Annotated in this window: 14 protein-coding genes; 13 read left to right on the top strand and 1 reads right to left on the bottom strand. The window is 63.6% G+C overall.

The window, feature by feature from the left end; genetic code table 11:
* The first annotated feature begins 16 nt into the window (after positions 1 to 16).
* The 5 genes from ACIGJE_RS26190 to ACIGJE_RS26170 all read left to right on the top strand — a co-directional run bounded on the left by ACIGJE_RS26190 (position 17) and on the right by ACIGJE_RS26170 (position 5,331).
* Complete coding sequence (locus tag ACIGJE_RS26190) at positions 17 to 1,081, top strand: branched-chain amino acid ABC transporter permease (protein ID WP_415085373.1); 1,065 nt, start codon at positions 17 to 19, stop codon at positions 1,079 to 1,081.
* Positions 1,081 to 1,797 (top strand): ABC transporter ATP-binding protein, encoded by a 717-nt coding sequence (locus ACIGJE_RS26185; RefSeq protein WP_311940251.1) that lies wholly within the window; start codon positions 1,081 to 1,083, stop codon positions 1,795 to 1,797. Before ACIGJE_RS26190 ends, ACIGJE_RS26185 begins: the two co-directional genes overlap by 1 nt.
* Positions 1,790 to 2,497, top strand: a complete 708-nt coding sequence (locus ACIGJE_RS26180) for an ABC transporter ATP-binding protein (protein ID WP_311940249.1) — start codon at positions 1,790 to 1,792, stop codon at positions 2,495 to 2,497. The genes ACIGJE_RS26185 and ACIGJE_RS26180 overlap by 8 nt, the downstream gene beginning before the upstream one ends.
* A gap of 25 nt (positions 2,498 to 2,522) precedes the next feature.
* On the top strand, positions 2,523 to 3,527 hold the full coding sequence (locus ACIGJE_RS26175; protein ID WP_367626347.1) for an acetamidase/formamidase family protein: 1,005 nt from the start codon (positions 2,523 to 2,525) through the stop codon (positions 3,525 to 3,527).
* Positions 3,528 to 3,612: 85 nt separating this feature from the next.
* On the top strand, positions 3,613 to 5,331 hold the full coding sequence (locus ACIGJE_RS26170; protein WP_415085370.1) for a nitrilase-related carbon-nitrogen hydrolase: 1,719 nt from the start codon (positions 3,613 to 3,615) through the stop codon (positions 5,329 to 5,331).
* Positions 5,332 to 5,464: 133 nt separating this feature from the next.
* Here ACIGJE_RS26170 and ACIGJE_RS26165 read toward each other — a convergent pair whose 3' ends face one another.
* Positions 5,465 to 6,847, bottom strand: a complete 1,383-nt coding sequence (locus ACIGJE_RS26165) for an aminotransferase-like domain-containing protein (RefSeq protein WP_311940243.1) — start codon at positions 6,845 to 6,847, stop codon at positions 5,465 to 5,467.
* A 306-nt stretch (positions 6,848 to 7,153) separates the two neighbouring features.
* Here ACIGJE_RS26165 and ACIGJE_RS26160 point away from each other — a divergent pair, with 306 nt between their 5' ends.
* Genes ACIGJE_RS26160 through ACIGJE_RS26125 form a run of 8 tightly spaced genes read left to right on the top strand, consistent with a single transcriptional unit; the run spans position 7,154 to position 14,031 of the window.
* Positions 7,154 to 7,636, top strand: a complete 483-nt coding sequence (locus tag ACIGJE_RS26160; protein ID WP_311940241.1) for an MSMEG_0572/Sll0783 family nitrogen starvation response protein — start codon at positions 7,154 to 7,156, stop codon at positions 7,634 to 7,636.
* Positions 7,637 to 7,692: 56 nt separating this feature from the next.
* The gene (locus ACIGJE_RS26155) at positions 7,693 to 8,736 is read left to right on the top strand and encodes a Nit6803 family nitrilase (RefSeq protein ID WP_367626350.1); all 1,044 of its coding nucleotides are present in this window, start codon (positions 7,693 to 7,695) and stop codon (positions 8,734 to 8,736) included.
* Positions 8,663 to 9,781, top strand: a complete 1,119-nt coding sequence (locus ACIGJE_RS26150; protein WP_483680817.1) for an MSMEG_0568 family radical SAM protein — start codon at positions 8,663 to 8,665, stop codon at positions 9,779 to 9,781. The genes ACIGJE_RS26155 and ACIGJE_RS26150 overlap by 74 nt, the downstream gene beginning before the upstream one ends.
* The gene (locus tag ACIGJE_RS26145; RefSeq protein WP_483680815.1) at positions 9,778 to 10,320 is read left to right on the top strand and encodes an MSMEG_0567/Sll0786 family nitrogen starvation N-acetyltransferase; all 543 of its coding nucleotides are present in this window, start codon (positions 9,778 to 9,780) and stop codon (positions 10,318 to 10,320) included. The genes ACIGJE_RS26150 and ACIGJE_RS26145 overlap by 4 nt, the downstream gene beginning before the upstream one ends.
* 10 nt (positions 10,321 to 10,330) lie before the next feature.
* Entirely contained in the window at positions 10,331 to 11,305 is a 975-nt protein-coding gene (locus ACIGJE_RS26140; protein ID WP_483680813.1) for a sll0787 family AIR synthase-like protein, read from the top strand.
* Positions 11,302 to 12,465 (top strand): MSMEG_0565 family glycosyltransferase, encoded by a 1,164-nt coding sequence (locus tag ACIGJE_RS26135; protein ID WP_483680811.1) that lies wholly within the window; start codon positions 11,302 to 11,304, stop codon positions 12,463 to 12,465. Before ACIGJE_RS26140 ends, ACIGJE_RS26135 begins: the two co-directional genes overlap by 4 nt.
* Positions 12,458 to 12,745, top strand: a complete 288-nt coding sequence (locus tag ACIGJE_RS26130) for an MSMEG_0570 family nitrogen starvation response protein (protein ID WP_311940229.1) — start codon at positions 12,458 to 12,460, stop codon at positions 12,743 to 12,745. Before ACIGJE_RS26135 ends, ACIGJE_RS26130 begins: the two co-directional genes overlap by 8 nt.
* 11 nt (positions 12,746 to 12,756) lie before the next feature.
* Positions 12,757 to 14,031, top strand: a complete 1,275-nt coding sequence (locus ACIGJE_RS26125) for an MSMEG_0569 family flavin-dependent oxidoreductase (RefSeq protein WP_483680810.1) — start codon at positions 12,757 to 12,759, stop codon at positions 14,029 to 14,031.
* Positions 14,032 to 14,107: the final 76 nt, after the last annotated feature.

The following is a 14,107-nucleotide window of genomic DNA, read 5'->3' as shown; positions in this document are numbered from 1 at the left end:
ACCGGGAGACGGGCATATGAACAGTCTCCTGCGTTTCCTGGGCTGCCTCGAAGGTCCACAGACGATGGGAAGGGGTCCGTCATTCTGGATCGGCTTCCTCATGGTGTTGGCCGCGGCATGCGCCTACCCGGCCTTCAGCGATGGCTACACGGTCGGTAACACGGTCTATTTCTTCACCTGGGCCTTCATGGCCCTCGGCCTCAGCCTCATCTGGGGCTATGGCGGTGCCTTGAGCTTCGGACAGACGGCCTTCTTCGGCATAGCCGGCTACAGTTATGGCATTCTCACCATCAATTTCGGGGCGAACTACGGCTTTACCCTGATTGCGGTCGTACTGGCAGTCGCCCTCGCGGCCTTCTTTGCTGCCTTGCTTGGCTATTTCCTCTATTTCGGCCGCATTACAGGGGTCTTCCTGGGCATCGTCACGCTTTCGGTAACGTTGGTGCTCGAGCGCTTCATGGCACAGACGGCCGGCCCGGAATGGCACATCGGCAAGGCTCGCCTCAACGGCTTCAACGGCATGAGCAACATGCCTGCTCTGACCATTCCCTGGCCTGGCGGCAATACCGTGCTGTTTCCCGACATCGGCCTCTATTATGTCGTGCTTGGCCTGCTCGTCGTGACCTATCTGAGCCTGCGCATCCTGGTGAATTCGCGCTTTGGCAACGTGCTCGTCGCGATCCGGGAGAACCCCGAACGGGCGGAAATGCTCGGCTACGACATCCGCAAGTATCAGCTGGGCGCCTTTGTGATAGGGGCTGGTCTCGCAGGGCTCTCCGGCGTCCTCTATACCAGTTGGGGTCAGTACATCACGCCATCCAGCATGGGCATGACGGCGGCTGCACTGCCCGTGATCTGGGTAGCCGTCGGCGGACGCTCCGATCTGACCGCCACTCTCGTGGGCACTCTGGTCGTGCTGTCGGCATTCCAGACTCTCACGATCTACGGCAGCCAGTACGCCCTGGTCGTCATGGGCTTGCTGCTCGTTCTCACTGTCCTGATCGCACCGCGAGGTCTCGTCCTGTCCGGCGCCGATCTGCTGGGGCGCCTCCTGCGCGGACGCAAGGAAGGAGGAGCCTGATGCCGATGCTCGAAACGCGGGCCCTCAACAAGCATTTCGGTGGCCTGCACGTCACCAACAATGTCGACCTTCGCCTGGAAACCGGCGAGGTGCATTGCCTGATCGGCCCGAACGGTGCCGGCAAGAGCACATTGTTCCGCTTGATCCTCGGCGAGCATGTCCCGAGCGATGGACACATATTGCTGGCGGGAGAGGACATCACGACCCTCAAGCCGTTCCAGCGGATCCGCCGCGGCATGAGTGTGAAATTCCAGGTGCCCGGCATCTTCAAGGCACTAAGTGTCCGCCAGAATCTCCAGATCGCCATGCAGCATCATTTCGATCCGTCCGCCCTGGCCGGTGAGATCGACCGCCTCCTGGAATTCCTTAATCTCGGCTCGGAGGCGGCCCAGGCCGCCGGCAATCTCAGCCACGGCCAGAAGCAATGGCTGGAGATCGGCATGGCCATCAGTCTCAAGCCCCGGCTCCTGCTCCTGGACGAACCGACGGCAGGCATGTCGCCGGAGGAGACCCACGCCACCGGCGAGATGGTCAAGCGCCTGAATGCCGACGGCATGACCGTTCTGGCAGTCGAACACGACATGGCTTTCGTCCGCCAGGTCGCCCACAAGGTTACCGTTCTCCATCTGGGGCAGGTCTTTGCCCAGGGCTCGATCGACGCGATTGTCGCAGATGAGCGAGTGGCGGCCATCTATCTGGGACAAGCTCATGCGTAAGGAAGTCCTGCTCTCCACTCTCGGACTTCGTGCCGGCTATGGCGGCAAGCCCGTCCTGCAGGGCCTCGATCTCGAAGTGCACGAGGGCGAGATCGTCGCCGTCATCGGCCGCAACGGCGTGGGCAAGTCCACGCTGATGAAGAGCCTGATCGGCCTGGTCCCCGTCATGGACGGCTCGATCATCTATCGCGGTACGCCCATCAACGATCTGCCTGCCCACAAAAGAGCGCGACTGGGCATCGGCTATGTGCCCCAAGGGCGGGATGTCTTTCCCCGCCTGACGGTCGCCGAGAACATGGCGGTGGGTGCGATGCGCAAACCAGCCAACGCCGGCAGCGGGCGCGCGCTCGACTATTTCCCGATCCTGCGCGAGCGCTGGAGCCAGCGTGCAGGGACCATGTCGGGAGGGCAGCAACAGCAATTGGCCATCGGCCGCGTGCTGATAGCGGAACCTTCCCTGATCCTCCTGGACGAACCCTCCGAGGGCATCCAGCCCAACATCGTCCAGGACATCGCCAGCATCATGGTCGAGCTCAACCGGGCGACCGGCGTCACCATCGTCCTGGTCGAGCAGAACATCGACATGATCCGGGCCATGGCACAGCGCTGCTACGTCATGGACAAGGGCCGCATCGTCGCGGCGCTCGATCGGGAATCCCTCGCGGACGGCGAGGCCATGCGCCGCCATCTCGCCGTGTGATCCACACCTCGAAAAGGAGAAGACTATGTCATCGACCCAGACGCCGTGGCTCGACCAATCCATCATGGCGCGCAAGGGCGTCGCCAAAGGCAAGACGGGAGCGTCCCACACCATCACCGAAGCCGACCAGGGCAAATACCATTACGTCTACGGTCCCTATGTCGATCCCGTGCTCTCGGTTGATCCCGGCGCCGTCATTTCCGCGGAGACACACGACGCCTTCGAGGGACGTATCCGGCATGAGACCGACAAACCCACGCAGATCCTCAATTTTCCCTATCTGAATCCGCAGAATGGGCCGATCTTCGTGAATGGCGCGGAAAAGGGCGATACGCTCGCCGTCTACATCAAGAGCATCGTGCCGCGAGGTCCCCAGCCATGCGGTACGACGCTGATCATGCCCGAATTCGGCGGGCTGGTGGGGACGGCCGACACCGCGCTGCTCAACCCGCCCCTGCCCGAGCGCGTCAAGAAACTCCACATCGATGCCGAGACGGGCACGAAGTGGAACGACAAGATCACCCTGCCCTATGAACCTTTCATCGGCACGATCGGCACATCACCGGAGATCGAGGCGATATCGGCCCTGCAACCCGATTATTACGGTGGCAACATGGATCTGCCCGATGTCGGCGTAGATGCGGTGATCTATCTGCCCGTCAACACAAAGGGCGCCCTTCTCTATCTCGGCGACTGCCACGCCGCGCAAGGTGATGGCGAGCTCTGCGGTGTCGCGATCGAGCATCCGACCGTCACCACCGTGCAGGTCGACCTGATCAAGAACTGGACCATCAAGTGGCCGCGCCTCGAGACCAGGGATTTCATCATGACCATCGGCTCCTCGCGGCCAATGGAAGATGCCGCGCGCATCGCCTATCGCGAGCTGGTTCGCTGGATGGCGACCGACTACGGCTTCGAAGACATCGATGCCTATATGCTGCTGACCCAAGCTGGGCGCGTTCGTCTCGGCAACATGGTCGATCCCAAATATACGCTGGGCGCTTCCATCAAGAAGTCCTTCCTGGGCTGACGCCCTCCCCATCCTGCCAGATCCCAACCGGTTGCGCGGCGCGTATCCGCGCGCCGGACGCCATAGTCCTGCCCGAAGGTGCCAGATGCCCATCCTCCACAAGGTTGCCACCGTCCAGTTCGAGCCGACGATGTTCGAGAAGGAGCGCAATATCGCTGGCCTGATTGCCCTGGTGACCGAGGCGGCCGAGGCAGGGGCCCGCCTGATCGTCACGCCGGAAATGGGGACTACCGGATATTGCTGGTTCGACCGGGCCGAGGCCGCCCCCTTCGTCGAAACCATTCCCGGCGCCACCACCGCGCGTTTCGAGGCCATCGCCCAGGCCCATGACTGCTACATCGTGATCGGCATGCCCGAAATCGAGCCTTCGAACGGGCTCTACTACAACGCTGCGGTGCTGATCGGACCGGACGGTGTGATCGGCAAGCACCGCAAGACGCATCCCTACATCGCGGAACCCAAATGGTCCGCGCCCGGCGATCTTGGGCACCAGGTCTTCGAAACGCCGATCGGACGCATCGCACTCCTGATCTGCATGGATATCCATTTCATCGAGACCGCGCGCATCGTCGCACTGAAGGGAGCCGACGTCATCTGTCACGTCTCCAACTGGCTGGCCGAGCGCACACCGGCACCTTACTGGATCAGCCGCGCCTTCGAGAACGGATGCTATCTGATCGAGTCGAACCGCTGGGGACTGGAGCGCACCGTCCAGTTCAGCGGAGGGAGTTGCGTGATCGGGCCTGACGGCTCGATAGCCGCAATCATCGATGCGGGCGACGGCATTGCCTACGCAACGATCGACCTCGAACTGGCGCGCGACCACGACGTGCTGGGGCGGAAAGTGCTCGAACAGCGCCGACCCGAATTCTACAAGGAACTGCCAACCACCACCTATGCCTGGAACCCGCTGGATTTCTTCGGCCTCTATGGCCATCGTCCTCTCCCGCCTGGCCGCAAATCCCGTGTTGCAGTCGCGCAATTCGCTCCCTCCGACGATGTGGGAGATAATCTGGCACGCATCGAGGAGATGGTCGTCGCCGCCAGACACGATCGCGATGCAGACCTCATCGTTTTTCCCGAGCGCTCGATCACCGGACTGGGGCACGGCCTCGCCGAGAGCGTCTCCGGGCCTGCCGTGGAGCGTCTGCTCTCGATAGCGGCACGGGAGAACATCTACATCGTAGCGGGTATGGCAGAGAGGGCAGGCGGGCGCATCCACAACGCGGCGGTGCTCGCCGGTCCCGAAGGGCTCATCGGCAGCTATCGCCAGATCCATCTGACATCCGAGGACCATGGCTGGGCAACGTCAGGGGAGGACTGGCGGGTCTTTGACACGCGGCTGGGACGGCTGGGCCTTCTGATCGGCCATGACGCGATGTTCCCCGAGGCAGCGCGCATTCTGTCACTGCGCGGCTGTGATCTGATCGCATGTCCAGCTGCAATGCGGGAGCGCTTCTACGCCGGTCACCCTGGTTCGGCGATACGTCAGAGCTATCCGATCCCAACAGGGGCAGACCCCAGCCACTGGCATCATTTCCGGGTGCGGGCCGGTGAGAACAATGTCTTCTTCGCCTTTGCCAACATTGCCGATGAACTCAACGGCTTCCCCGGCAGAAGTGGCGTATTTGGTCCCGACACATTCGAATTCCCCCGACGCGAAGCGAATGCGGGGCCCGGCACTTCGCTCGTCTGCGCAGATATCGACACCAGCAATCTAGACAGCTGTTACCCGACCAATGTGGTACGACGTAAGGATATGATGGCAATGCGTCTCCCCCATCATTATCTCGATCTCGTATAGCGCCTGGACAATTTCCAGCATGTACACCGGAATGTAGACGGCGCTATTCGCAGCGTGCCCCAAAACTGCAACTGTCGCAGCCGAAAGCCAATCGGTCAGCCAAATCGACGGCGTTTCTCCATTGGATGGAATGCTAGAAGAAAGCTGCGGCAGTTTGCGGCGATCCCTCGAGCGCGTGAGCCATGAACTCCAATCCAGCGCGCAGCCGCTCGCGGCCTATCGGTCCGCCCAGACCGACGCGCACGATCTCGCTTGGCTCACCTGCGACGGTGAAGACATCGCTCACGACCACGCCGATACCGGTGCGGCGGACATAGCTGGCAAAAGCCGATCGCGTCCAGCCATTGCCCAGCGGCAACCAGATGTTGAAGCTCAGGGGATCGGAGAGATAAGTGCCCGGTTCGAAGAATTGCGATGCCAGCCTCTCGCGAGCGGCGGCTTCCGCGCGGATGAAGCGCAGGATAGTGTCGGCCGTGCCATCCTCGATCCAGCGCGTAGCCACGGCGACCGTCACCGGCGAGGCCATGACGGAGAGGGCTCGCAGTGCCGCGCTGAAGGACCAGCCGGCGCGCGCATCGGGCGCCACCACATAAGCAAGGCGCAGACCTGCACCGATGCATTTGGCCAGTCCCGCTATGTGCCAGCAGATGTCCGGCGCAATCGCGGCCAAGGGCGGCGGCCCGTGGGTTGGAATGAAGCCATAGGCATCGTCTTCGACGATCGGCAACCGATGCCGGCGCGCCACCGCGCAAATCTCGGAACGCCGCCTTTCGGGAATGGTAATCGTCGTGGGATTCTGCAATGTCGGATTGAGATAGAGCGCCTTGGGGCGATGACGCTGTACGGCCTCCTCGAGAGCCTCGGGCAGGATGCCGTCTCCATCGGTTTCGAGGCCGACGAGATTGAGGCCAAGCTGTGCGGTGATGGAGCGCACGCCAGGATAGGTGATCGCCTCGGACAGTACCGTATCTCCCGTTCTCGCGAGCAGGCTGAAGATGCCGACGAGGGCGGCATGTGCACCTGGCGTAACGAAGATTCGCTCTTGGGCAGGTACCAGGGCACGACGGCCGAGCCAGGCGGACGCCGCATCCTTGTCCATCGGCGCGCCCCCGAACCCCTGATAGCGCAGCAACGGCAACAGATCCCGGGCGACGCTGACGAAGCCATCCTGCATGCGGGCGACGAGTTCGGGATCGTCGGGCTCGGGCGGCATGTTCATCGAGAAATCGGCAAGCTGCTGGCGCCGCGGATCGCCATCGTCCCGCAGGGTGGCATTGCTGCGCACGAAGCTTCCGCGCCCGACGATCGACTCGATCAGCCCGCGTTTGCCTGCCTCGACATAGCCGCGCGCTACGGTGGTAAAGTCAATATCCAATGCTGCGGCGAGCTTGCGCTGCGGCGGGAGCCGCGCGCCCACCGCGAGGATTCCCTGTGCGATGTCCTGCGCGATGGCGTCGGCAATCGCAAGATAGAGCGGGCCGTCGCCGCGAACCAGGTCGGGTCGCCAATCCTTCATGCAAGTCTCCAGTCGCCTGACAAATTGACTGTATATTGAAGGCCTTCTTACCTGTCATCTGTCAATTTAGAAAAAATTGACTGCATCTTAGCAGGAAAGGCTCCTGTTGGAATCCGAGGCATTTTGAACCGAATACACGCACAGATTTCAGCTTCATTCAGCCATATCAAGAGAAAATTGATAGGAAAATTGAATGCATTTTACTGCCTTTCTGCAAATAATTGACTGTTTCAATGTTGGCACGATGATTGCCTTGCAGGGAGAGCGACCGCCGAGGGGCGCGTCCTGCCCATAGAGGAGTTCAGCATGCCAGCCGTCACCAAGCCCGCGCACCAGAAGGGCGATTATTTCGTCGACTACGAGCAGAAGCTTTTCGAAGACGTCAAAGCCGGACCGGGCGAGAAGGCCCTCGTGACCTTCCACACCGTGGCCTTCGAAGGCTCCATCGGCTTCGTCAACCTGCTGCAGGCCACGCGCCTCAAGCGCAAGGGCTTTGATACCTCCGTCCTCCTCTATGGGCCCGGCGTGACGCTGGGCGTCCAGCGTGGCTTTCCCAAGCTCGGGGACGAGGCTTTTCCGGGGCATCTCAACTTCAACAACCAGATCGAGAAGTTCCTGGCCGAGGGCGGCAAGGCCTATGCCTGCCGCTTTGCCCTGCAGGCCCTCTATGGCCATGGCGAACCCTCCCTCATTCCCGGCATCCAGCCGATCAGCCCGCTCGACGTGCTCGACCTCATCCTGCTCCACCGCAAGGACAACGCCTTCATCCTCGACACCTGGACGTTGTGAGGCACCGCGCCGGCGGGCCCGCCCCGCCGCCCGACCAATCGAGCGGAGGATCAGGAATGACCGCAAAGACATCGATAAGGGCGGCTGCCGTGCAGATCGCGCCTGACCTCGCCTCGCGAGAAGGCACCATCGCGAAGGTACTGAACGCCATCGCGGAGGCGGCCGGCAAGGGCGCGGAACTCGTGGTATTTCCCGAGACCTTCGTGCCCTGGTATCCCTATTTCTCCTTCGTGCTCCCCCCTGTGCTCACCGGCAAGGAGCATTTGCGCCTCTATGAGCACGCCGTCACCGTCCCCAGCCCGGCCACCGACGCCGTGGCGGCCTCTGCCCGGCAGCACGGCGTCGTCGTGGTCCTCGGCATCAACGAGCGCGATCACGGCTCGCTCTACAACACCCAGCTCGTCTTCGATGCCGACGGCACCCTGCGCCTCAAGCGGCGCAAGATCACGCCGACCTTCCACGAGCGCATGATCTGGGGCCAGGGCGACGGATCGGGCCTGGCGGTGGTCGACACTGCTGCCGGGCGCATCGGCGCCCTCGCCTGCTGGGAACATTACAATCCCCTCGCCCGCTACGCCCTGATGGCCCAGCATGAGGAAATCCATATCGCGCAGTTTCCCGGCTCGCTGGTGGGACCGATCTTCGCCGAGCAGATCGAAGTCACCATCCGCCACCACGCGCTTGAAAGCGGCTGCTTCGTCGTCAATGCCACCGGCTGGCTGACGCAGGCCCAGATCGCCTCGATCACGCCGGACGAGGGCCTGCAGCGCGGCCTCACCGGCGGCTGCATGACGGCAATCGTCTCGCCCGAGGGCCGGCATGTCGTGCCGCCCCTTACCGAGGGCGAGGGCATTCTCCTGGCCGACCTCGACATGAGCCTGATCCTCAAGCGCAAGCGAATGATGGACTCGGTCGGCCACTATGCGCGCCCCGAGCTCCTGCACCTGGTGCTCGACGGCCGCGCCGCCAGCCCCCTCGAATTCGCCGCCCCCCTTGCCGAACAACCCGATCCGAGGAGCCTGTCCGATGGAGAACCGAGCAACCCTGCCGGCGACGCAGCTGATCAACGAATTGCAGTCCTTCGGAGCGCGGCTGGTTGACCCGAAGGCCGGACATGAAAGCCGCAGGGGCGGCGCCGGACCATCCGACCACAAGGCCATGACCATCGACGGCATGACCGTGATGGTACCCGTCCACACCGCTCCGGCCTTCGAAAGCCCTTATCTCGTGGAAAAGCCCGATGCCTTGGGCCGAAGCCGCATCAGCCGGGAGGGTCGGCCTGTCGGGCAGGTCACCTTCCCGCTGCGGCCGCGCTTCTATGACCTGACCACGGCCGACGGTATCCCCTATTCCAAGATCGCGGTACTCCACGGCCGAGATGTGCTGGCTACGACCGTGCTGCAGACCTGCATTCGCTATCAGAGCCGCACCAAGACCTGCCAATTCTGCGCCATCGGGCAGTCCCTCGCCGCCGGTCGCACCATCGCGCATAAGACGCCGGCCCAGCTGGCGGAAGTGGCGAAGGCAGCCGTCGAACTCGACGGTGTCAGGCATATGGTAATGACGACGGGCACTCCGCGCGGTGAAGACCGCGGTGCCGCAGTCCTCGCCGACAGCGCGCGAGCGATCAAGGCTGCCGTCGACCTCGCGATACAGGCCCAGTGCGAACCACCGGAGGACGACGCCTGGCTCGCCCGGCTGCGCGAAGCGGGTGTCGACGCGCTCGGCATGCACCTTGAAGCGGTCACACCGGAAGTCCGCGCGCGCATCATGCCCGGCAAGGCGCAGGTATCGGTCGATAAATACATGTCGTCCTTCGCCGCCGCCGTGCCGATCTTCGGCCGTGGCCAAGTCTCGACCTATATCCTGGCCGGGCTCGGCGACACGCCGGAGGCTGTCCTCTCGACCTGCGAGAAGCTGGTGGCGATCGGCGTCTATCCTTTCGTGGTGCCCTTCGTGCCGATTTCCGGCACCCCCCTCGAAAGCCACCCCACGCCGCCGCCCGCCTTCCTGCACGCCATCCTCGCCCCCCTGTCGGCGATGCTCGTGAAGGCCGGCCTGAAGGCCGCCGACATCAAGGCCGGCTGCGGGCGCTGTGGCGCCTGCTCGGCGCTCTCCGCCTATGAGAAGGGATTGGCGAAATGATCTTCGAGCCATTCAAGCCGTTCGTCGCCAGCGAGTTCCAGGTCAAGTTCGCTACGCAGGACTGGGAACGTGTGGGCGCCAAGGCGCTGCGGCGCGCCGTCTTTTGCGAGGAACAGGGCCTGTTCGAGGAGGATGACACCGACGCCGTCGACGCATGTGCCATTCCCATCGTGGCACTCTCGATGATGGCAGTCACCGCCGACCGGGTCGTCGGCACGGTCCGCATCCACGAGGAGACGGACGGTGTCTGGTGGGGCTCACGCCTTGCCGTCGCTGCCGACTATCGCAAGGTCGGTGCCCTTGGTGCCTCTCTCATCCGCCTCGCGGTCTCATCAGCCCATGCGAGAGGGTGCCGGCGCTTTCTTGCCCGTGTGCAGGAGCAGAATGTGCTGTTCTTTCGCCGGCTGCATTGGCGCAGCATCGAGGAGATCGAACTCCTGGGTCGCCGGCATCATCTGATGATGGCCGACCTCGATCACTATCGCCCCTTCGAAAACGCCGAGCAGGGCTTTCGCGCCCTTGCCCGCAAGGCTGCTTGAGGAGGTAGCGATGACGATCGATCTCGCCGACCTTGCAGCATCCCTTCGCGACAACAAGGGGATCAACGGCAAGCAGGATATCGCCGCGGTGGCGGCCAGCCTTGGCCTCTCTGCCGACATGCCCGTCCCCGTCGGCGACGATTGTGCCGTCATAGCTGCCGAAGACGGCCATCTCCTCTTCGCCATAGAAGGTTTCATGAACGAATTCGTCGCGCGCGACCCCTGGTTCGCCGGCTGGTGTGGGGTGATGGTCAACGTCTCCGACGTGGCTGCCATGGGGGGACGCCCTATCGCCGTGGTCGATGCCGTGTGGGCCGACGGAGAGGAAGGCGCGGCTCCGGTCCTGGCTGGTCTGAGGGCAGCGGCGCGGGCCTATGGCGTGCCGATCGTCGGCGGCCATACCAATGTGAGGACGGACCGCGGGCAACTTTCCGTCGCCATACTCGGACGCGCCGACAAGCTCCTGACGAGCTTCGGCGCGCGGCTGGGCGACATGCTCATTGTCGCCATCGACTTGAGGGGACGCTATCGCGAGCCCTTCTCCAACTGGGAAGCGGCGACGGATGCGCCGCCCGCTCGGCTACGAACTGACCTTGAAATCCTGCCAGCCCTCGCCGAAGCCGGTCTTGCCCATGCGGTCAAGGACATCAGCCAAGGCGGCATCGTGGGTACCACGATCATGCTGGCCGAATGTTCGGGTGTGGGCATCGATATCGATCTCGGCGCGGTCCCCATGCCGCCCGATGTCCCGATGGAGCGTTGGCTTACCACCTTTCCGAGCTTCGGCTATCTGATCGCCACCAGGCCGGCGGATGCGCAAGCCGTCGTCGACCGCTTCGCCGAGCGCGACATTGCTGCAGCTGCAGTCGGATGTTTCGACGGCTCTCGCGAAGTTGCTATCTCGCTGGAGGGTCGCCGCGAAGTCATCCGCAACCATGCAGCCCATCCGCTGCTCGGCCTGCCACGACAGGAGGCTGCGGCGTGAGCATCCCTGGTCCGCTCCGCATCGCGATCCTCACCCACTCGACCAATCCGCGCGGAGGAGTCGTGCACGCCCTGGCTCTGGGAGAAGCCCTGACGGCCCTCGGTCATGAGGCGGTCGTACATGCGCCGGACGCGAGGGCAGCGGGCTTCTTCCGGAAGGCGCAGTGCGAAACCGCCTGTGTCCCCGCCTCCCCCTTCGAGGGGGATACCTTCGGAATGGTGGAAACACGCATTGCCGACTATCTGCGTTATTTCAGCGACCATGCTCACCGACGCTTCGATGTGTTCCATGCGCATGACGGCATTTCGGGCAACGCCTTGACGACGCTGCGCAAGGAACGTCTGATCAACTCTTTCGCCCGCACCGTGCACCATGTCGACAGGTTCGAGGATCCCCGCGTCGCAGCGCTGCAGGCCCGCTCCATCCATGGCGCAGACCGCCATTTCGTCGTCAGCGAGCATTGGCGCCGCAAGCTCGACCGCGACATGGGGATCGCCGCGACAATGGTCGGCAATGGCGTCAATGCCGCCTTCTTCCAGCCTGAGAGGGACGGCTCGGAATCAGGCCTGGTGCGTCGCCTCGGACTTGGACGAGGCCCCGTCTTCCTGAGCGTCGGCGGGGTGGAGGAACGCAAGAACACACTCCGCATCCTGCAGGCATTCAGCCAGGCACAGACCGTCTTGCCGGGTTCCCAGCTCGTGCTGGCGGGCGGTGCCTCGGTTCTCGACCATGCCGCCTATCAGGCCGAATTCAGGTTGGCCCTCGGCCAGTCCCGCCTGCTGCCAGGCTCCGTCGTGCTGGCGGGACCGATACCACAGGCGGAGATGGCTGCCCTTTACAGGATCTCCTCGGCCCTGGCTTTTCCCTCCCTCAAGGAAGGATTCGGCCTTGCCGTCATCGAGGCCATGGCATGCGGGATCCCGGTCATCGCCTCGCATATCGCGCCCTTCACCGACTACCTCGCCGATGACGATGTTGTCTGGTGCGATCCCCTGTCAACGGGCTCGATCGCGGACGCGATGGTCGCGGCCATGCGTTCTCCTCAACGCGAAAGGCTGGTCCAGCGTGGCTTGGCGATCGCCGCGCGGCACAACTGGGCCGATACCGCACGCGCCCACCTACCCGTCTATCGAACCCTTGGAGCCTGCCAGCATGCCTGAGATGCGCTTTGTCATACGCTGGCCTGATGGCGAGGAGGTGAGTTGCTACTCCCCCTCCCTCGTCATCAAGGACTATTTCGCGCCAGGTGGCTCCTATCCGCTCACCGACTTTCTCGAACGCAGCCGCACCGCCCTCAACATCGCCAGCGGCCGTGTGGAAGCCCGATACGGCGTGCCCTGCGCGCGGGCGCTCGGGCAGTTGCACGACATCGAGGTCCGCGCCCGCCGCTTCGCCGACAGCCCCGCCCCCTTCGTCACCTGCATCACCTTTGTCGAATGAAGGAGCTGCCCATGCGTGCCCCTCTTCCCATCCATCACAGCGTCGTCGTGATCGGCGGCGGGCAGGCTGGCCTGTCTGCGAGCTATCATCTCAAGCGGCATGGCATCGACCATGTCGTCTTCGAGAAGAACCGCATTGCCCACACCTGGCGCAGCCAGCGCTGGGATGCCTTCTGTCTGGTGACCCCGAACTGGCAATGCCAGCTGCCGGACTTTCCCTATGCTGGTTCAGAGCCGCACGGTTTCATGCCGCGCGAAGAGATTGTCGCCTATGTCGAGGCGTTTGCACGGCGGACCGGTGTGCCGGTCCGGGAAGGCGTCGCCGTCACGCGCGTGGCCCGGAGAGACGAAGGGTTCCTGGTCGAGACGAGCGAGGGCCATGTCACCGCGGACGCCGTCATCCTCGCCGTCAGCGCCTACCACATTCCCAAAATCCCAGCCATGGCCGCCGACATCCCCAAGGGGATCGTCCAGATTCATTCCTCTGCCTACAAGAACCCCGACCAGTTGCCGTCCGGCAAGATCCTGGTCATCGGTTCCGGCCAATCAGGTTGTCAGATCGCGGAGGATCTCCATCTGGCGGGCCGCACCGTGCATCTCGTCGTCGGCAGTGCACCGCGCTGCCCTCGCTTCTATCGCGGGCGCGATGCAGTGGACTGGCTCGATGACCTCGGCCAGTACGAGATGACGGTCGAAGACCATCCGCTCGGAGAGAAAGTCCGAGGCAATGCCAACCATTACCTCACCGGACGAGGCGGCGGCCGCGACATCGACCTGCGCCGCTTTGCGAACGAAGGCATGGTCCTGCATGGCCGTCTCACCGGCATCGAGAACGGGCGGTTGACACTCGCCGACGACCTCGCCCGCAACCTCGATGCCGCCGATGCGGTCTATAACGGCATCTGCGCGCTGATCGACCGACACATCGCCGAGAAGGCCATCATCGCGCCGGAAGGGGCGCATTACAGCCCCGTCTGGCAACCCGGCGAGCCGGTACGCAGCCTCGACCTGGAAGCCGCCGGCATTACCGGCATCATATGGAGCACCGGCTTCCGTTCGGATTGGTCGTGGGTGGACCTGCCCTTCCTCGACGAGACCGGCTATCCCGCGCACCGGCGCGGCGTGACAGATGTGCAAGGCCTTTACGTGGTCGGCATGCCCTGGCTCTGGACCTGGGGTTCGGGGCGCTTCCTGAGCGTCGGCCGGGACGCCGGCTTCGTAGTCGATCATCTCGCGGCGCTACGGGCGAACGAGATGGGCTCGACGCCTGCCCGAATGGCCGTCTGAAGGCACTTCCCCATGAACGCTCCGATTCTGATCGACCGACCGCTCGCACACGAACCGCAAAAGGCGCAGGCCGGCC

The sequence above is a fragment of the Labrys sp. E2SS-1L genome, assembly GCF_057073705.1.
Note: the sequence above shows the minus strand (reverse complement) of the source record. Positions and strands in the feature narration are given on the sequence as shown.

Excerpts from the sequence above, each read along its gene's own strand:
- ACIGJE_RS26175 (WP_367626347.1), top strand. The coding sequence starts at position 2,523 with ATGTCATCGACCCAGACGCCGTGGCTCGACCAATCCATCATGGCGCGC.
- ACIGJE_RS26155 (WP_367626350.1), top strand. The coding sequence starts at position 7,693 with ATGACCGCAAAGACATCGATAAGGGCGGCTGCCGTGCAGATCGCGCCT.
- ACIGJE_RS26180 (WP_311940249.1), top strand. The coding sequence starts at position 1,790 with ATGCGTAAGGAAGTCCTGCTCTCCACTCTCGGACTTCGTGCCGGCTAT.
- ACIGJE_RS26140 (WP_483680813.1), top strand. The coding sequence starts at position 10,331 with ATGACGATCGATCTCGCCGACCTTGCAGCATCCCTTCGCGACAACAAG.
- ACIGJE_RS26170 (WP_415085370.1), top strand. The coding sequence starts at position 3,613 with ATGCCCATCCTCCACAAGGTTGCCACCGTCCAGTTCGAGCCGACGATG.
- ACIGJE_RS26125 (WP_483680810.1), top strand. The coding sequence starts at position 12,757 with ATGCGTGCCCCTCTTCCCATCCATCACAGCGTCGTCGTGATCGGCGGC.
- ACIGJE_RS26160 (WP_311940241.1), top strand. The coding sequence starts at position 7,154 with ATGCCAGCCGTCACCAAGCCCGCGCACCAGAAGGGCGATTATTTCGTC.
- ACIGJE_RS26130 (WP_311940229.1), top strand. The coding sequence starts at position 12,458 with ATGCCTGAGATGCGCTTTGTCATACGCTGGCCTGATGGCGAGGAGGTG.
- ACIGJE_RS26165 (WP_311940243.1), bottom strand. The coding sequence starts at position 6,847 with ATGAAGGATTGGCGACCCGACCTGGTTCGCGGCGACGGCCCGCTCTAT.
- ACIGJE_RS26150 (WP_483680817.1), top strand. The coding sequence starts at position 8,663 with ATGGAGAACCGAGCAACCCTGCCGGCGACGCAGCTGATCAACGAATTG.
- ACIGJE_RS26185 (WP_311940251.1), top strand. The coding sequence starts at position 1,081 with ATGCCGATGCTCGAAACGCGGGCCCTCAACAAGCATTTCGGTGGCCTG.
- ACIGJE_RS26190 (WP_415085373.1), top strand. The coding sequence starts at position 17 with ATGAACAGTCTCCTGCGTTTCCTGGGCTGCCTCGAAGGTCCACAGACG.
- ACIGJE_RS26145 (WP_483680815.1), top strand. The coding sequence starts at position 9,778 with ATGATCTTCGAGCCATTCAAGCCGTTCGTCGCCAGCGAGTTCCAGGTC.